This window comes from Pseudomonas sp. (assembly GCF_049300855.1).
In the GTDB taxonomy this organism is placed as follows: Bacteria; Pseudomonadota; Gammaproteobacteria; order Pseudomonadales; family Pseudomonadaceae; genus Aquipseudomonas.
Genome location: NZ_JBAQKH010000054.1, coordinates 468,253 through 485,393 on the forward strand (window position 1 = coordinate 468,253; position 17,141 = coordinate 485,393).

14 protein-coding genes are annotated in these 17,141 nt (G+C 59.7%); 5 read left to right on the forward strand and 9 right to left on the reverse strand.

Annotated elements, in window-relative coordinates:
* Nucleotides 1-34 precede the first annotated feature (34 nt).
* The 8 genes from WA225_RS27330 to WA225_RS27365 form a co-directional block, all read right to left on the reverse strand.
* The gene (locus WA225_RS27330; RefSeq protein WP_007910115.1) at nucleotides 35-1,957 is read right to left on the reverse strand and encodes a PrkA family serine protein kinase; all 1,923 of its coding nucleotides are present in this window, start codon (nucleotides 1,955-1,957) and stop codon (nucleotides 35-37) included.
* A 297-nt stretch (nucleotides 1,958-2,254) separates the two neighbouring features.
* Complete coding sequence (glpE, locus tag WA225_RS27335) at nucleotides 2,255-2,584, reverse strand: thiosulfate sulfurtransferase GlpE (RefSeq protein WP_016983139.1); 330 nt, start codon at nucleotides 2,582-2,584, stop codon at nucleotides 2,255-2,257.
* 33 nt (nucleotides 2,585-2,617) lie between these two features.
* Nucleotides 2,618-3,499, reverse strand: a complete 882-nt coding sequence (locus WA225_RS27340; protein WP_422610352.1) for a symmetrical bis(5'-nucleosyl)-tetraphosphatase — start codon at nucleotides 3,497-3,499, stop codon at nucleotides 2,618-2,620.
* Nucleotides 3,499-3,879, reverse strand: coding sequence for a Co2+/Mg2+ efflux protein ApaG (gene apaG, locus WA225_RS27345; protein ID WP_242208948.1), 381 nt, complete (start codon nucleotides 3,877-3,879; stop codon nucleotides 3,499-3,501). The genes WA225_RS27340 and apaG overlap by 1 nt, the downstream gene beginning before the upstream one ends.
* A 113-nt stretch (nucleotides 3,880-3,992) precedes the next feature.
* On the reverse strand, nucleotides 3,993-4,811 hold the full coding sequence (gene rsmA, locus WA225_RS27350; protein WP_008085201.1) for a 16S rRNA (adenine(1518)-N(6)/adenine(1519)-N(6))-dimethyltransferase RsmA: 819 nt from the start codon (nucleotides 4,809-4,811) through the stop codon (nucleotides 3,993-3,995).
* Nucleotides 4,808-5,797 (reverse strand): 4-hydroxythreonine-4-phosphate dehydrogenase PdxA, encoded by a 990-nt coding sequence (gene pdxA, locus WA225_RS27355; protein WP_422610353.1) that lies wholly within the window; start codon nucleotides 5,795-5,797, stop codon nucleotides 4,808-4,810. The genes rsmA and pdxA overlap by 4 nt, the downstream gene beginning before the upstream one ends.
* Complete coding sequence (gene surA / locus WA225_RS27360) at nucleotides 5,794-7,116, reverse strand: peptidylprolyl isomerase SurA (RefSeq protein WP_422610354.1); 1,323 nt, start codon at nucleotides 7,114-7,116, stop codon at nucleotides 5,794-5,796. Before surA ends, pdxA begins: the two co-directional genes overlap by 4 nt.
* Nucleotides 7,091-9,904 (reverse strand): LPS-assembly protein LptD, encoded by a 2,814-nt coding sequence (locus tag WA225_RS27365; protein ID WP_422610355.1) that lies wholly within the window; start codon nucleotides 9,902-9,904, stop codon nucleotides 7,091-7,093. Before WA225_RS27365 ends, surA begins: the two co-directional genes overlap by 26 nt.
* Nucleotides 9,905-10,034: 130 nt before the next feature.
* On the opposite strand from WA225_RS27365, the gene WA225_RS27370 reads away from it, so the two are divergent.
* The 3 genes from WA225_RS27370 to WA225_RS27380 are packed head-to-tail and all read left to right on the forward strand — an operon-like array spanning nucleotide 10,035 to nucleotide 12,491.
* Nucleotides 10,035-11,054, forward strand: coding sequence for an aminoglycoside phosphotransferase family protein (locus WA225_RS27370; RefSeq protein ID WP_422610356.1), 1,020 nt, complete (start codon nucleotides 10,035-10,037; stop codon nucleotides 11,052-11,054).
* Nucleotides 11,051-11,722: an N-acetylmuramate alpha-1-phosphate uridylyltransferase MurU gene (murU, locus tag WA225_RS27375; protein WP_422610357.1), complete on the forward strand. Its 672-nt coding sequence runs from the start codon at nucleotides 11,051-11,053 to the stop codon at nucleotides 11,720-11,722. Before WA225_RS27370 ends, murU begins: the two co-directional genes overlap by 4 nt.
* 1 nt (nucleotide 11,723) lies before the next feature.
* The gene (locus tag WA225_RS27380; RefSeq protein WP_422610358.1) at nucleotides 11,724-12,491 is read left to right on the forward strand and encodes a TerB family tellurite resistance protein; all 768 of its coding nucleotides are present in this window, start codon (nucleotides 11,724-11,726) and stop codon (nucleotides 12,489-12,491) included.
* Between the two features lie 142 nt (nucleotides 12,492-12,633).
* Here the strand turns inward: WA225_RS27380 and WA225_RS27385 are convergent, their stop codons facing one another.
* Nucleotides 12,634-13,617 carry an alpha/beta hydrolase family protein gene (locus WA225_RS27385; RefSeq protein WP_422610359.1) on the reverse strand — a complete coding sequence of 328 codons (984 nt, stop codon included), beginning with the start codon at nucleotides 13,615-13,617 and terminating at the stop codon, nucleotides 12,634-12,636.
* 73 nt (nucleotides 13,618-13,690) lie between these two features.
* Here WA225_RS27385 and WA225_RS27390 point away from each other — a divergent pair, with 73 nt between their 5' ends.
* Nucleotides 13,691-16,087, forward strand: a complete 2,397-nt coding sequence (locus tag WA225_RS27390; RefSeq protein ID WP_422610360.1) for a PAS domain-containing sensor histidine kinase — start codon at nucleotides 13,691-13,693, stop codon at nucleotides 16,085-16,087.
* A gap of 85 nt (nucleotides 16,088-16,172) precedes the next feature.
* Complete coding sequence (locus WA225_RS27395) at nucleotides 16,173-16,802, forward strand: response regulator (RefSeq protein WP_422610361.1); 630 nt, start codon at nucleotides 16,173-16,175, stop codon at nucleotides 16,800-16,802.
* Nucleotides 16,803-17,141 lie beyond the last annotated feature (339 nt).

Sequence of the window (17,141 nt, forward strand, 5' to 3'; positions counted from 1 at the left end):
TCTTGCAGCCCGAAGCTTGAAGCTTGTAGCTGTTTTACTGCGATTTCCGGACCCGTAGGTACCATTCGGACAGCAGACGTACCTGTTTGTCGGTGTAGCCGCGCTCGACCATACGTGTAACGAAGTCGTTGTGTTTCTGCTGATCCTCTTTGCTCGCCTTGGCATTGAAGCTGATGACTGGCAGCAGATCTTCGGTGTTCGAGAACATTTTCTTCTCGATGACCACACGCAGTTTTTCGTAGCTGAGCCAGGTCGGGTTCTTGCCGTTGTTGTTGGCCCGGGCGCGCAGTACGAAGTTGACGATTTCGTTGCGGAAATCCTTCGGATTGCTGATGCCGGCCGGTTTCTCGATTTTCTCCAGTTCTTCGTTCAGGGCGACGCGGTTGAGGATCTCGCCGGTTTCCGGATCGCGGTATTCCTGATCCTGAATCCAGAAGTCTGCGTACAGCACGTAACGGTCGAAGATGTTCTGGCCGTACTCGCTGTAGGATTCGAGATAAGCGGTCTGGATCTCCTTGCCGATGAATTCGATATAACGCGGTGCCAGGTACTCTTTCAGGTAGCGCAGATAGCGCTCACGGGTTTCAGCCTGGAATTGTTCCTGTTCGATTTGCTGTTCCAGCACATAGAGCAGGTGCACCGGGTTGGCGGCGATTTCATGCGGGTCGAAGTTGAAGACCTTGGACAGGATTTTGAAGGCGAAGCGGGTCGACAGACCGTTCATGCCTTCGTCGACACCTGCCGAGTCGCGATATTCCTGGATCGACTTGGCCTTCGGATCGGTGTCCTTGAGGTTTTCGCCGTCGTAGACCCGCATCTTCGAATAGATGTTGGAGTTTTCCGGCTCCTTGAGGCGTGACAGCACGGTGAACTGCGCGAGCATTTTCAAGGTGTCTGGCGCGCAATGCGCTTTGGCCAGAGAACTGTTGAACAGCAGTTTGTCGTAGATCTTCACTTCGTCGCTGACGCGCAGGCAGTACGGTACTTTGACGATGTAGATCCGGTCGATGAACGCTTCGTTGTTCTTGTTGTTGCGGAAGGTGTGCCACTCCGATTCGTTGGAGTGGGCGAGCAGGATCCCGGTGAACGGAATCGCGCCGAGGCCTTCGGTGCTGTTGTAGTTGCCTTCCTGTGTGGCGGTCAGCAATGGGTGCAGCACCTTGATCGGTGCCTTGAACATTTCGACGAATTCCATCAGGCCCTGGTTGGCCCGGCACAGCGCACCGGAGTAGCTGTAAGCGTCGGCGTCGTTCTGTGGGTATTCCTCGAGTTTGCGGATGTCGACTTTACCGACCAGAGCGGAAATGTCCTGGTTGTTCTCGTCGCCCGGTTCGGTCTTGGCCACGGCGATCTGGTTGAGAATCGACGGGTACAGCTTGACCACGCGGAACTGGCTGATGTCGCCGCCGAATTCGGCCAGGCGTTTGGTCGCCCACGGCGACATGATGGTGTTCAGGTAGCGCCGCGGGATGCCGAAATCTTCTTCGAGGATCGCGCCATCTTCGGTGGCGTTGAACAGACCCAGTGGCGATTCGAATACCGGCGAGCCCTTGATCGCATAGAAGGGCACTTTTTCGATCAGTTGTTTCAGCTTCTCGGCCAGAGACGATTTACCGCCACCGACGGGGCCGAGCAGATAAAGGATTTGTTTCTTCTCTTCCAGGCCTTGGGCGGCGTGGCGGAAATACGAGACGATCTGGTCGATGCATTCTTCCATCCCGTGGAAGTCTTCAAAGGCCGGATAGCGACGGATTACCTTGTTGGAGAAAATGCGTGACAGCCTCGAGTTGGTCGAGGTGTCGAGCAGTTCCGGTTCGCCGATGGCCAGCAATAGACGCTCGGCGGCGGAAACGTAGGCGCTACGGTCTTTCTTGCACAGCTCCAGGTACTCTTGCAGCGAGAGTTCTTCCTGGCGTGTGGACTCGAAGCGTTGTTGGAAGTGGCTAAAGATACTCATGACGTCACCTCGCTCGATACGTGGAGCCGACGCCGGATCACTCAGTCGATGCTGGCAAACAACCGTTTTGGCAGCTGTTTGTTTACCCCCCAGAACACTTCCACGATCGACAATCGTGAAAGTCACTCCCGATGACCCGTGCGCCGGTGTACCGGCTCTCCCCTGTTTTGGATGGCCTGGGCTTAAGGATAGTTGGGAATTCAGGAGGTAAAGGCGAGATACGTAATTAGTTGTGGCAAGACCGTTCGTCTGCCCGCGCAGGCCCACGGCAGCCGGGGCCTGCGCGTTGCAAAAAAATTATTCGGCGGTGCCTTGCGCAGTTTCCGCAGGATAAGTCGTACGCCACAGCTCAAAGCCGCCGTCCATGCTGTAGACGTCGGAGAAGCCCTGGCTGATCAGGTACGCCGCTGCGCCCTGGCTGGAATTGCCGTGGTAGCAGACGACCACGGTCGGTGCGTCGAGGTCGGCGCCTTGGATGAAGGCGTGCAGCGAGTGATTGTCCAGATGCTTCGAGCCGCTGATGTGCAGGGCGGCAAAAGTGGCCGGGTCGCGCACGTCGACGACGACAGCACCTTGCTCACGCAGGGCCTGGGCCTGTTCCGGGGGGATTCGTTTGAATTCGCTCATGGCGGGTTCCTGTTACGCGGCTGAAATCGCAGTCTAACGCGGTGTGCTGACTGGCGAAGTTTCGGGGATAAGTGGTGCGACGGTCGGGGCGAGGCCGCCATGTTCATCGCATTTGCACGACAGGCGTTCACCGCTGTCGACGTTCATCAGGGTCAGGCTGCCGCCCCAGACACAACCGGTGTCCAGTGCCGAGATGCCCGGCTCATGGATATTGCCTTCGAGTGCCGCCCAGTGACCGAAGATGATGCGCAGGCCTTTGGTCTTGCGGTCCCGGTGCTGGAACCACGGTTTGTAGCCGGGCGGGGCAGTGTCGAGGCCTTCCTTGCTTTTGAGGTCGAGCTTGCCTTCGGCAGTGCAGAAGCGCATGCGCGTGAAATAGTTGGTGATGACGCGCAGGCGGGCCAAACCTTTGAGATCGTTGTCCCATTTCGCCGGCTCATTGCCATACATGCCGTCGAGATAGGCGGGAAACAGATTGTCGTCACGCAGGGCGGTTTCGACTTCGTCAGCGCATTTCAAGGCGCGACGCAGTGACCATTGCGGCGGAATGCCGGCGTGGACCATGGCGACGTCACGCTGCTCGTCGTAGTGCATCAGCTTTTGCTGGCGCACCCATTCAAGCAATTCGGCGCAGTCCGGCGCTTCGAGAATCTCGCGCAGAGTGTCGGACTTCTTTAAACGCTCAATGTTCTTGGCCGCAGCCAGCAGGTGCAGATCGTGGTTGCCCAGCACGCAGACCAGCGATTCACGCATGCCATACAAAAAGCGCAGGGTTTCCAGTGATTGCGGGCCTCGGTTGACGAGATCACCCACCAGCCATAGCCGATCGAGTTTCGTGTCGAACGCTACTTGCTTGAGCAGGCATTTGAGCGGCTCAAGGCAGCCTTGCAGGTCGCCGACGGCATACGTCGCCATCAGTGCAGGGCTCCGGGCACCGCCAGGCGGAAAGGCTTGATGATGGCGTCGAAATGTTTGCCGTCGTCGGCGACCATTTCATAGGTGCCCTGCATGGTGCCAACCTTGGTGGTCATCACCGTGCCGCTGCTGTAGGTGTGGCTTTCGCCGGCCTCGATCAACGGTTGTTTGCCGACCACGCCAGCGCCGCGCACCTCCTCTACATGGCCATCACCGTCGGTGATCACCCAGTGCCGCGAAAGTAGCTTGGCCGGGATGGCGCCGTTGTTCTGCACAGTGATGGTGTAGGCGAAGGCGAAGCGGTCGTGCTCGGGTTGCGATTGGTCTGCCAGATAGCGGGTAACGACGCTGACATCGACCTGGTAACGGGAATCGGACATGCAAAGGGCCTTAAACGAAGCGGAACGCGGGGCGTAGCTGATGGGGAATCAGTCTAGGCAAGTATCGGGCAGTAAACCAGAGTGGCGTCCTGCCCGATAGCGCTCATCGTTTGTCAGTCGGCGGCGGGGGAGGCCGGGACCTGAATGGCGAGTTGGTCGGCCAAGCGTACGAACGCGGCCAGATCCAATTGCTCCGGGCGCAAACTGCCATCGACGCCGGCGGCTTCGATCTCGGCATTGCTCAGCAGTTGCTTGAGAGTGTTGCGCAGGGTCTTGCGGCGTTGGTTGAACGCTTCGCGGACGACGCGCTCCAGCAACTTGTGATCCTTGGCCGGGTGCGGCAGCACGGCGTGCGGTACCAGGCGAACGATGGCCGAGTCGACTTTCGGCGGCGGGTTGAACGCGCCTGGGCCGACGTTGAACAGGTGCTCTACGCGGCAATGGTATTGAACCATGATCGACAGGCGACCCCAGTCACCACCGCCAGGGCCGGCAGCCAGACGTTCGACCACTTCTTTCTGCAGCATGAAGTGCATGTCGCGAATGATGCCGGCGTTGTTCAGCAGGTGAAAAATCAGCGGCGTCGAGATGTTGTACGGCAGGTTGCCGACCACGCGCAGGCTGTTCGGCGCGGCGTTGAGCGTGTTGAAGTCGAACTTCAGCGCATCGCCCTGATGCAGGTTGAAATTGCTCTTGCCGGCAAACTGCTGGTTGAGGATCGGGATCAGGTCCTTGTCCAGTTCCACCACGTCGAGTTGCCCGCCGGAATTAAGCAGGCCGGCGGTCAGTGCGCCCTGGCCCGGGCCGATTTCCAGCAGGCGATCGTCAGGTTTGGCGCTGATGGAGCGCAGGATGCGGTCGATGACGCCGGCATCGTGCAGGAAGTTCTGGCCAAAGCGTTTGCGCGCCTTGTGTTGGTATTGCTCGGTCATAAACGGGTCTCGGCCATCTGGTAGGCGGTTTCCAGGGCGACTTGCAGGCTGCCGGTGTCGATCTTGCCGCTGCCGGCCAGATCGAGGGCGGTGCCGTGGTCGACCGACGTGCGGATGATCGGCAGGCCAAGGGTCACGTTGACGGCAGCGCCGAAGCCTTTGTACTTGAGCACAGGCAGGCCCTGGTCGTGGTACATCGCCAGCACTGCGTCGCAGTGCTCCAGATATTTGGGGGTAAACAGAGTGTCGGCAGGCAGCGGGCCACGAAGGTCCATGCCCTCGCCGCGCAGGCGCTCTAATGTTGGTTCAATGATGTCGATTTCTTCATGGCCCAGGTGTCCGCCTTCTCCGGCGTGGGGGTTGAGCCCGCAAACCAGGATGCGTGGCTGGGCGATGCCGAATTTGTTTTGCAAGTCGCTGTGCAGAATCCGCGTGACCCGCTCCAGCCGCTCCGGTGTGATTGCATCGGCGATGTCGCGCAGGGGCAGGTGAGTCGTGACCAGCGCCACGCGCAAGCCGCGGGTGGCAAGCATCATCACCACTTGTGCGGTATGGGTCAGGTCAGCGAGAAATTCGGTGTGTCCGGAAAACGCGATGCCTGACTCATTGATCACGCCTTTGTGTACAGGCGCAGTGATCATCCCGGCGAAGTCGCCGTTGAGACAACCATTGCCGGCACGGGTCAGGGTTTCAAGGACGAAAGCGGCATTGGCCTTGTCCAGTTGCCCGGCGACCACGGGGGCGCTGAGCGGTGTATCCCAGACGTACAGGCTGCCTGCGGGTGCCGGAAGATCCGGCCAGCTGCCAGGCGCAACCTCCAGCAAAGTGACGGCCAGCCCCAGCTGCGCGGCCCGCTCGAGGAGCAGGTCGCGGCTGGTGATGGCAATCAGGGGATGTGGCTGGGCTTGCGAGGCGAGCAGCAGGCACAGGTCGGGACCGATGCCGGCTGGTTCGCCGGGTGTCAGCGCGAAACGCTGGGGTTTCACTGCGCTGCCTGGTCTGCACCAGGAAGTTTGATCTCTACGTACGCTTCGTCACGGATCTGACGCAACCAGGTTTGCAGCTCTTCGTCGTATTTGCGGTTACGCAGTACGGTCATGGCTTGCTGCTCGCGGGCTTGTTCGGTGCTGTCGGTGGCGCGACGGCCAAGGACTTCCAGAACGTGCCAGCCGTATTGAGTCTGGAATGGCTTGGACAGCTGACCTTGCGGGGTCTTGGCCATCACTTCGCGGAATTCCGGCACCAGTGCGTTCGGATCGATCCAGTTCAGGTCGCCGCCATTAAGCGCGGAGCCCGGGTCTTCGGAGTAGTTTTTCGCCAGTTCAGCGAAATCCTCACCGGCGAGGATGCGCTCGTACAGCGATTGAACCAGCGCTTTGGTCTTGGCTTCGTCACGGATCGGGCTTGGCTTGACCAGGATGTGACGGACATGCACTTCGTCGCGCATCTGCGCCTCGCCACCGCGTTTTGCCAGCAGCTTGAGGATGATGAAACCACCCGGTGTGCGCGCAGGCTGAGTGATGTCGCCGACAGCCATGCTGCTCAACTCTCGGTCGAACGGTGGTGGCAGTTGCGCGGCTTTACGCCAGCCCATGTCGCCGCCTTCCAGTGCGTTGTCGCTGCCGGATTTGGCCACTGCCATCTGACCGAAGTCAGCGCCTTGCTTGAGTTGCTGGTAAACCTCCATGGCCTGACGGGCAGCGCTCTGAATCGCATCAGAGTTGGCGCTTTCCGGGGTCGGAATCAGGATGTTGGCCAGGTGCAGTTCTTCGGACAGTTGCATTTTGCCCAGATCGGAGGCGAGGAAGTTTTTCACTTCCTGCTCGGAGACCTGAATGCGTTCTGCCACACGACGCTGACGCACACGGCTGATGATCATTTCACGCTTGATCTGGTCACGGGCGTCGTCATAGGACAAGCCGTCGTGAGCCAGAGCAGCGCGGAACTGATCAACCGTCATGTTATTGCGCTGGGCAATGGTGCCGACCGCCTGGTTCAGTTCTTCATCGGTAATGCGGATGCCGGAACGCTCGCCGATCTGCAATTGCAGGTTTTCGACGATCAGACGCTCGAGTACCTGCTGGTCCAGCACGCCCGGAGGCGGCAGACCGCCGCCACGCTTGGCGATGGTCTGCTGAACTTCGTGGACGCGCTGATCCAGTTGGCTCTGCATGACCACATCGTTGTCGACGATCGCTACCACTTTGTCGATGGATTGAACTGCAGCGTTGGCCGCAGTACCCAGGAACAGCGCGCCCAGCATCAGCGGGCGCAGACAATCAGAAAGCTTGGTCTTCACGTTCACGATAACCTTGAATGCCTTTGTCGAGGAAGCTCTCTACCTTGGCGCCAGTGAGGCCGCCGAGTCCCTTCAGAACAATTTGGAGGAAGACGCCATGGTCGCCTTTTTCGTTTTGCGGAGCTTCCTGACTGAATTCGTCATAGGAAACCCAGTAACGGTTGATCAGGCGCAGTTTCCAGCAGCAGTTGTCGTACTCGAAACCACCGAAGGCTTCCAGCGTACGGTTACGGTTGTAGTCGTACTGCCAGCGGCTGATAGCGTTCCATTGTGGAACGATCGGCCAGATGACCGAGAAGTCATGCTGCTGGATCTTGTAGTAGTCCTTCACGTAGCCAGGTGTGCCTGGAGTGCCGTAGTCACCTCCGCCCACCGACCACTTACCGGTGGTCTGGTCATAACGAACCTGGTCATTGCGATAGCGATAGCCGGCGTTGATAACCTTGTTCGGGTTGTCTTCAGGCTGGTAGTGGAACATCGCACTGCCGGAGCGCGGGCTGCGGCTGTCCGGGTCCCAGTTGTAGTCGGCCGTGGTGCGCCAATCGCGGTTCCAGCGGTATTCGTATTCCAGGGCGTATGGCGATACTTTGGATTTCGCATCGTCCCGGGTTTTTGGATCAATGCCTGGCAGCTGTACTTCACGATTTTTGAAATACACGGCCTGACCAACGCTGATGCGTTGACGTTCGAAACCGTCGTCTTCGATCCAGCGGCTGGTCACGCCCAGCGACAGCTTGTTCTCGTCGCCGACACGGTCGGCACCGGAGAAGCGGTTGTCGCGGAACAGCGAGGCGTAGTTGAAGGTGTACTCGCTGGTGTCGAATACTGGAATGTCTTCTTGATTCTCCTCAGGTACATAGAGGTAGAACAGTCGCGGTTCCAGTGTCTGACGGTAGTTCTTGCCGAAGAAAGACGTATTGCGGTCGAAGTACAGACCACTGTCGATGCTCGCGATAGGTACGCCGCGGTTCTGGTTGCTACCGAACTTGCCGCCGATGTACTCGCTACCTGCCGCATTGGCGGCATCTTGCTGAGCAGCGATCTGGGACTTGCCGGTACTGTCCAGGTCCAACTGGTACTGGGTGTACTGGTACTTGAGCGATGGCTTCAGGAAGCCATAGGTCCAGCTCATTGGCAGACTGACACCAGGCTTCAGGTTCAGACGGTCGCCGTTAGCGCGGGCCAGACCTTGAACGTTGGTATCCAGGCGAGGTGACGCATTGCCATCCTCATCGATGAAGTTGCCGGTTTTCAGATCACGATCAAAGCGGACAAGCTCGGTTTCGTAATCGAAATTCAAACCTTCCGGATGGTACGGCAGCTGACCATTGAAAGTGATCTGCGGCAGACGACCATACGGTGTGATGTTCGAAACGGTTGCCAGCTGGTACTGCTGAGCATTCAGGCGGGCGGTGTAATTATCGCCACGATAAGTCACCGAACCCTGCTGATTGACGAAGTCGCTGGACTTCACACCAATCTGATCGGTTTGCAGATCCTGGAAGTAATACGGATCGCTGATCTTGGTGTAGTCAACCTGGGTGAGCACACGGGAGTCGAGACCGCCCTTGTGCTGCCAGTTGTACATGTAGCGGGTTTTTTCGTAGTCGGTCTGCTTGCTGCGTTCGGTATCGTCATCATTCAGATACGCCGCACCGAACTGACCTTCACTCGACTTGGTCAGGTAACGGAACTCACCTTCCACCAGCATGCCGCGCTTGCTCATGTAGCGCGGGTACAACGTGGCGTCGTAGTTCGGCGCCAGGTTGAAGTAGTACGGAGTGACCAGCATGAAGCCGGTATCGCTGCCGGTACCGATGGTCGGCGGCAGGAAACCCGACTGGCGACGGTCGTCGATCGGGAAGTAGATGTACGGCGTGTACAGAATCGGAATGTCTTTTACGCGCAGCGTCACGTTGGTCGCGGTACCGAAACCGGTGGCCGGGTTCAAGGTGATGTTGTTGCCCTTGAGCTGCCAGGCGTTGCTGTTCGGTTCGCACGTGGTGTAAGTGCCGTCCTTCAAACGGATGATCGCGTTTTCGGCACGCTTGGCGTACAGCGCGTTACCGCGAATGCGCGATTTGTGCATCACGTATTCGGCGTTGTCGACCTTGGCTTCACCGGTGTCGAGCTGCACATCGGCATGGTCGCCGACGATCAGCGCGCCGTTATCGCGGATGCGTACATCGCCATTGAGTTCGGCGCGGCTCTCGGCCTGATACAGGCTCGCCTCGTCGGATTCGACCTGCATGCTGCCCTGACGCAGGACGACATCGCCGGCCAGCGTACCGACTTGATCATCGGTGTTATAGCGCGAGGCTTTTGCGCCGATAAAGGTCGGAGCATCGCTTTTGTTCGTCTTGTCATTCATGCCAGGACGAATCGGTTCGATATAAGCACCAGAGCAGTAAGGCCCGGTCTCGGCCAATTGGGCGGCGGTGAGTTTCTCGCGCGGAACCCAGTCGAGGTGACTGAAGTCTTCGCTACGGGATTTCAGGCCACGGCCTTTGGCTTCGGTGACGAGTGCCGTTTTCGGGGCAGTGTCGGTCGTCGAGCCGTTCTCTGTCGCAGCTTCGCCAGTGGCGCTGACGGCACTGCCGTCATGCACCGGACGCGGCGGCAACGCAGCAGCGGTTGATTTGGGCGCACAGGCCCAACCACCCGCAGCCGAGACGGAGCAGTCATACTGCTCGGCGGCTACAACGAATTGACTGGCCAGAGGTTGCATAGCCAGCAGACTGCCGGTTACCAACAACGGAAATTTTTTACGAAACGCGGGGGATTTCAATGCCATCTTATTAGTCCGGGCTTCCTGCGTGCCATCTGCCCGCGGTGTGGGCCGCACGCCTCTCGATGGTCTGAAAAAGATGCTGGATAATAAAGCATGACCCGCTTGACGGCTAGCGCCGTCGGAGACCCTTGCAATGCCTGACCAAGATGTACGCTTGCAACACCTGAAAGTTTGGCTCGATGAGCAGTTGGCAATCCTGTTTGCAGATCAGGGTTGGGGCGTCGTGCCCCCGGCCACGTTGACCGCGGCCAGCAGCGACGCGAGTTTTCGCCGTTACTTCCGCTGGGAAGGTGAGGGGCGCAGCTTCGTCGTGATGGACGCGCCGCCACCGCAGGAAAACTGCAAACCGTTCGTGGATATCGCCTTTTTGCTGGCGAAATCCGGAATAAATGTGCCGAAAATTTATGCCGAAGACCTCGAACGCGGATTTCTTTTGCTCAATGACCTGGGTAACAAGACCTATCTCGACGTGATCGATGGCGAAAATGCCGATGCTTTGTTCGATGATGCCCTGCAAGCACTGTTGGCTTTTCAGCAGTTGCCGATGGTCGCGCCGTTGCCGAGTTACGACGTCGCGTTGCTGCGCCGTGAACTGGAACTGTTCCCTGAGTGGTACGTGAAACGTGAGCTCGGCGTGGAGTTCGACGCGGCTCAGCAACAACAATGGCAACAGATCAGTGATCTGCTGATCGACAGTGCACTCGCCCAACCGAAAGTGCTGGTGCACCGCGACTACATGCCGCGCAACCTGATGCTCAGCGAGCCGAATCCCGGCGTGCTGGATTTCCAGGATGCGGTCTACGGCCCGGTGACCTACGACGTCACCTGCCTGTTCAAGGACGCCTTCCTCAGTTGGCCTGAAGAGCGCGTGCGCGGCTGGCTGCAACGTTACTGGGAGCAAGCCTCGGCGCTGAACATTCCGGTGCAGCCGGACTTCGAAGACTTCCTGCGTGCCAGCGACCTGATGGGCGTGCAGCGTCATCTGAAAGTCATCGGCATCTTTGCGCGCATCTGCCATCGCGATGGCAAGCCGCGTTATCTGGCCGACGTGCCGCGCTTCTTCTCTTATATAGAAGCAGTGATCGCGCGTCGTCCGGAACTGGCGGAGCTGCAAGCGCTGTTCACCAGCCTGCGGGGTGGAGCAACAGCATGAAGGCAATGATTCTGGCGGCAGGCAAGGGCGAGCGCATGCGCCCGCTGACCCTGACCACGCCGAAACCGCTGGTACGTGCCGGTGGCGTGCCCTTGATCGAGTATCACCTGCGCGCTTTGGCGGCCGCAGGGTTCAACGAGATCGTGATCAACCACGCCTGGCTCGGCCAGCAGATCGAAGATTACCTGGGTGATGGTTCGCAGCTTGGCGTGAGCATTGAGTATTCGCCGGAAGGTGAACCGCTGGAAACCGGTGGTGGCATTTTCCGTGCGCTGCCACTGCTCGGCGACGATGCCTTCCTGGTGGTCAATGGAGATATCTGGACCGACTACGACTTCAGCGTGTTGCACCAGCCGATCAACGGGCTCGCGCATCTGGTACTGGCCGACAATCCGGCGCACCACCCGAGCGGTGATTTCACACTGATCGACGGTGAGGTGCACGACGGCCAACCTGACGCGCAAACCCTGACCTACAGCGGCATCGCCGTACTTCATCCGCAACTGTTCGATGGCTGCAGCGACGGTGCTTTCAAACTGGCACCGCTGCTGCGCAAGGCCATGGCCGCTGGTGAAGTCACGGGCGAGCGTCTGAAAGGTCACTGGGTCGATGTCGGAACGCACGAGCGTCTGGCCGAAGCTGAAACCTTGATAAAAGCGAGTCGCTGATATGTTGTGGCCAGGGACTCTGATTGGAGCCGGAGCGGGTTTTGCGATCGCCAGCATTCCGGGGGCCATGCTTGGGGCATTGTTGGGACAGGCGCTGGATCGGCGTCTGCATTTGCAGAGCTGGGGGCACTTGCGTGAAAAACTCGGCGGCCAGCCGATGCTGCGCAATGATGAATTGCTGTTCGTGTTGCTCGGGCGTCTGGCCAAGAGCGACGGTCGCGTCACCGATGGGCATATCCAGCAGGCACGCAACGAGATGCGGGCGCTGGAGATGAGCGAGCCGGCGACGCGTCGTGCCATTGCCGCGTTCAACCGGGGCAAGTCCGGCAGCGACAATCTGCGCGGTTATCTGCGACGCCTGAGTGCGCAGCCCCATGCCGCCGAAGGCGTATTGCGTGCCTGTTGGCGGATGGTCTGGGCCGATGGCCGCGCGGGTGTCAGCGAGCGTGAACTGCTGGTGCAGTGGGGCAAGTGGCTAGGCTGGACGACGCATCAGGTGCAGGCGCTGGCCAGCGATTACGAACCGGGCAAACGTCCGATCGTCAGTGCGGCGGTGAGCTATCAAGAGGCGATGCGCTTGCTGGGCGTGTCGGCGTCCAGCGAACCGGCGCAGATCAAGCGCGCTTATCGGCGCCTGCTCAGTCGTCATCACCCGGACAAGATTGCCGGTACGGGGGCGACGCCATTGCAGGTGCGTGAAGCGACCGAGCGCACGCGCGAGCTGCACAATGCCTACACATTGATTCGTGAGCGGCGGGATTTTCGTTAGTCGTTAAAGATGTGTTGCCGGTAATGGCCCCTTCGCGAGCAAGCTCGCTCCCACATTCGATCGCATTCCAACTCAGGGAACTCGATCAACTGTGCGAGCGAGCGAGCTTGCTCGCGAATGAAGGCGTCTCGGTCTTATTCGGTCAGTCCGGGGTCTGCGGATTCAACCAGCCACGCACCCGGCGAAACAGTTGTTCCTGCTCAGCCTTGTTATCCGGCAAGGCCTTGAGCGCCACCTGACTGAACGCCGACGTCTTCAAACGCTTGCTCGCCTGCATGCGCTCCAGCGCCGCATTGCGATCCAGCGGCTTGTCCATGTAGAAAATATCCGCGGTCGGCAATTTCAATGTCGGCGTCAACTCCGCCAGTTGCGGCTTGGCCTTGGCAGGTGTCTGCGCGTCGACCATGACGAATTTCTCTATCTGCGCGGTTTGCTTTTCGCTCAGGTATCGCGCGGCCCAATAGGCGCCGGTGCCGTGACCGAGGACGACAATGCTGCGCGCACTCTGTTGTTCGGCGTAGGCAATCGCTGCGTCAATGCGGGCGAAAATTCGCTCGGCATCAGCCTTGGATTGCTCTTCGCTGGTTTCAGCGACGACTTGATCGGCGACTTCGGCTTCACCGCCAGCGGCTTGCTCGATCGGCTGCGCGGTGGTGGCGTCCTTGCTGCCCGTCTCGGCGGCTTTTGGTGCCGCAGCGGCGGCAACCACGCGCGGGGCGATGACATCGCTTTGCAGGTCGGGCAGGGTGATACTCAGGCTGCTCCACTTGGCGTCCGGCAATTTCTGTCGTAACGGGCCGATTGCTTGCGGCCAGTCAGCGGTTTCGCCGGCACCGGGGATGATAATCACCGCGCCTTTGGGTTCAGCGGTGTTCGCGGTTTTCCACAGGGCGAGGAAGGTGTCGCTGCCGGCCTGCAACTGTTGCTGCTCTTGCGCCGGAACCGTACGGCTGAGTGCTGCGGCTTCTTCCTGACTACGCTCAAGCAATGGCTGGCGTTCGGCCGGTTTTTCTTCAGCCGGTTTTTCTGCCGCAGGGGCGGGGTCAGCGGCGCTGACGGAAAACGCACAAGGCAGGATCAGCGACAGGCACAATGCTGGCATTGCCAGGCGATAAACAGAGGGCATCGGTTATTCCAGGCCAGAAAGTATCCCGGCAGCCTAATGGGTTGGTCAGAATTTGTCAGTGTATGAGACTTCAATGAAGCGATTTTGCTGCCTGTGGGTTATCGGCTGGGTGTGGCTTCCCTTGATGGGGTGGGCGGCACCTGCGCCACCGTCGCACGTCGCGCAATTGTCGGAGGGCCAGCAACACTGGCTCGTGCAACACGATGAATTGCGGGTTGGCCTGGTCTTGCAGGCGCCGTATGCGCAATACGACCGGCGTTTGCAGAAGTTGTCCGGGGCCAACGTCGAGTTGATGAAGCTGCTGGCCAAGGCCCTCAACGTCGAATTGAGCTGGCGTAATTTCCCAGACCTTGAGCAACTGGAGACCGCTGCGCGCGAGGGCGAGATCGACATCGCTCCCGGTCTCAGCCAAACCCCGAGTGCGCTGCGCCTGTGGCAGTTCTCCGATCCTTACATGCGTGTACCGCAACTGGTGGTCAGCGATCAGAAGGCCAGCGGCGTGGTCGATCTGGAGAAAATCGACAGCCAGACTCGCGTCGCCGTGCGCATGCCCAGCACTACCGCCGACTATTTGCGCGGCAACTATCCGCATCTGAATCTGCAAGGTGTGCCGCTGGAGCGCCAGGCGTTGCAGTTGCTGTTGAGTCAGCAGGCCACTTACGCGGTGGTCGATGAAGCGCAGCTTGGACGATTGTCGGCAGAACCGGAGTTCGCCGAGCTGGTGGTGGTCGGCGATATCGGTTTGCCGCAGTTGTTGCGGGTGGGTTCGCGCCGCGACTGGCCGGAGCTGGCCGGCATCGTCCAGAGCGCCCTGCGTGCGATCCCGGCCAAGGATCTCGAGCAACTGCACAATCAATGGCTGCAACCCAAATACCCACGGCTGTCGGAGTCGCCGGGGTTCTGGCAGAACCTCAGCCTGCTGTTTGCGGTGATGATGCTCAGTTGCGTGGCCATTGTGTTCTGGCAGCGCCGCCAGCAGCACAGCCTCGAACAGCGCCTGTTGGCGGCGCGCGAGGACATTGCCTTGCGCGCGGCGAGTGAGGAAGCCCTGCGCTTGACCCAATTTTCCATCGACCAAAGCACCGTCGGCATCCTTTGGGTCAATTGGGACAGCCATGTGCGATACGCCAATCGCGCGGCGGAAATCATGCTCGGTTATCCATCCGGCGGACTGATCGAGCGTCCGCTGATCGACTTCGAGCCCGGGCTGCACATGGATCGCTGGCTCAACCTGTGGAAGCGCGCGCGGGCCAGCGAAGAAGGGCCGCTGAGTTTCGAAACCAATTGTGTGTGCGCTGACGGCCGTGTGTTGCCTGCGGACGTGTCGCTGAGTTTTCTGCGCTTTCGCGACAGCGAATACCTGGTGGTTTACCTCACCGATGTTACCGAGCGCCGTCGCGCCCTGGCGGCGTTGCAGGAAAGCGAGGCGCGTTTGCAGGGCATTGCCGCCAACGTGCCGGGGCTGGTGTTCCGTCTGGAGCGGGCACCGGTGACCGGGCAGATCGACTTCGCGTACATCAGTGAAGGCAGCGAGAGTCTGGTCGGCTATGCGCCGGCTGCTATCGCCCATCGCGACATGGGTTTGCGCAGTCTGGTGCATCCGGACGACAAGGCCAGTTATCACGCTACTCAGGATCAGGCGCTGGACACTGACAGCGACTGGTCGTGGCAGGGCCGAATCCTCACGCGGCAGGGCGAGCAGCGCTGGGCCGAGATCAAGGCGATCACCCGGCAGCTGGAGGATGGCGCCTACGTGTGGGACGGCATCGTCTGGGACATTACCGAGAGCAAGCGTATCGAGCTGGAACTGGCGGCATCGCGCGAGCAATTGCGCGAACTGTCGGCGCACCTCGAAAGCGTGCGTGAGGAAGAGAAAGCACGCATTGCCCGCGAGGTTCACGATGAATTGGGGCAGATGCTCACGGTGCTGAAGCTGGAAACCTCAATGTGCGAACTGGCCTACGCGCAACTCGATCCGGGCCTGAATGAGCGGCTGAACAGCATGAAGCGCCTGATCGCGCAGTTGTTCCAGTTGGTGCGCGATGTGGCCACGGCGTTGCGCCCACCGATTCTGGACGCCGGGATCGCGTCGGCAATCGAATGGCAGGCGCGACGGTTCGAGGCGCGTACGCAGATTCCGTGTCTGGTGCAGGTGCCGGACAACCTGCCGGTGCTCAGTGATGCCAAGGCGATTGGCTTGTTCCGGATCTTGCAGGAAGCATTGACCAACGTGATGCGTCATGCCCAGGCGCATACTGTCGAGCTGACGCTGGCGCTGGAAGGCGATGAATTGTGTCTGACGGTTAGTGATGATGGCGTAGGATTCGTCGCCGCTGCCGGTCGGCCGACGTCGTTTGGTTTGGTCGGCATGCGTGAGCGGGTGCTGATCATGGGCGGGCGGTTGGTGCTGGAAAGTGAGCCGGGGGAGGGCACCAGTCTGCTGGTGCGGGTGCCGGCGAGTGAGGTTTGAAGGTTTGTGGTGTCTGGGCTGACGCTATCGCGAGCAGGCTCGCTCCCACAGGGATTGGTGTGTACCTGAAATCTGGAGAAAAGATTTGATCCGTGTACTGGTAGCCGAAGACCACACCATCGTCCGCGAAGGCATCAAGCAATTGATTGGCCTGGCCAAGGACCTGCAAGTGGTGGGTGAGGCGAGCAATGGCGAACAGTTGCTCGAGATTCTGCGCAGCGTGCCGTGCGAAGTGGTGCTGCTCGACATCTCCATGCCCGGCGTCAATGGCCTGGAAGCGATCCCGCGGATCCGCGCGTTGAACAACCCTCCAGCGATTCTGGTGTTGTCGATGCACGATGAAGCGCAGATGGCTGCGCGGGCGCTGAAGGTCGGTGCGGCCGGGTATGCGACCAAGGACAGCGATCCGGCGCTGCTGCTCACTGCCATTCGCAAAGTCGCGGCAGGTGGGCGTTACATCGATCCCGATCTGGCCGATCGCATGGTCTTTGAAGTCGGCCTGACCGATGCCCGGCCGTTGCATTCTCTGCTGTCCGAGCGCGAGTTTTCGGTATTCGAACGCCTCGCCCAAGGCGCCAACGTCAATGACATCGCCCAACAACTGGCCCTCAGTAGCAAAACCATCAGCACCCACAAGGCGCGGCTGATGCAGAAGCTCAACATCACCTCGCTGGCCGAACTGGTCAAATATGCGATGGAACACAAACTCCTCTAGATACACCACTAATCCCTGTGGGAGCTGGCTTGCCAGCGATGAGGGCATGTCAGTCACATCAATGTCGGCTGACCCATCGCTATCGCTGGCAAGCCAGCTCCCACAGGTTGCTTTGTATTGCCTGAGAATGTGGGCATATCCATAAGCGACAACCGCTTTTGCCGCTGCTTGCGGCTTGCAGCCTGGCACTCGTCGCTCGCTTGCCAATGCGCGCCATCCGTGTAGGGCAATCCCTACCCCCAACCTTCCATCCGGCTGAGGCGATTCTCTCCTGCGCCCCGATTTGCGCGGCTGTCAGCAGCCACTAGGCTTAACCCACAAGCAGTCATCAACAACAAA

What these genes read in the sequence shown, in the direction of transcription:
- murU (WP_422610357.1), top strand. Translation starts at nt 11,051, where the DNA reads ATGAAGGCAATGATTCTGGCGGCAGGCAAGGGCGAGCGCATGCGCCCG.
- WA225_RS27380 (WP_422610358.1), top strand. Translation starts at nt 11,724, where the DNA reads ATGTTGTGGCCAGGGACTCTGATTGGAGCCGGAGCGGGTTTTGCGATC.
- WA225_RS27385 (WP_422610359.1), bottom strand. Translation starts at nt 13,617, where the DNA reads ATGCCCTCTGTTTATCGCCTGGCAATGCCAGCATTGTGCCTGTCGCTG.
- WA225_RS27390 (WP_422610360.1), top strand. Translation starts at nt 13,691, where the DNA reads ATGAAGCGATTTTGCTGCCTGTGGGTTATCGGCTGGGTGTGGCTTCCC.
- WA225_RS27370 (WP_422610356.1), top strand. Translation starts at nt 10,035, where the DNA reads ATGCCTGACCAAGATGTACGCTTGCAACACCTGAAAGTTTGGCTCGAT.
- apaG (WP_242208948.1), bottom strand. Translation starts at nt 3,879, where the DNA reads ATGTCCGATTCCCGTTACCAGGTCGATGTCAGCGTCGTTACCCGCTAT.
- WA225_RS27330 (WP_007910115.1), bottom strand. Translation starts at nt 1,957, where the DNA reads ATGAGTATCTTTAGCCACTTCCAACAACGCTTCGAGTCCACACGCCAG.
- WA225_RS27365 (WP_422610355.1), bottom strand. Translation starts at nt 9,904, where the DNA reads ATGGCATTGAAATCCCCCGCGTTTCGTAAAAAATTTCCGTTGTTGGTA.
- rsmA (WP_008085201.1), bottom strand. Translation starts at nt 4,811, where the DNA reads ATGACCGAGCAATACCAACACAAGGCGCGCAAACGCTTTGGCCAGAAC.
- glpE (WP_016983139.1), bottom strand. Translation starts at nt 2,584, where the DNA reads ATGAGCGAATTCAAACGAATCCCCCCGGAACAGGCCCAGGCCCTGCGT.
- WA225_RS27340 (WP_422610352.1), bottom strand. Translation starts at nt 3,499, where the DNA reads ATGGCGACGTATGCCGTCGGCGACCTGCAAGGCTGCCTTGAGCCGCTC.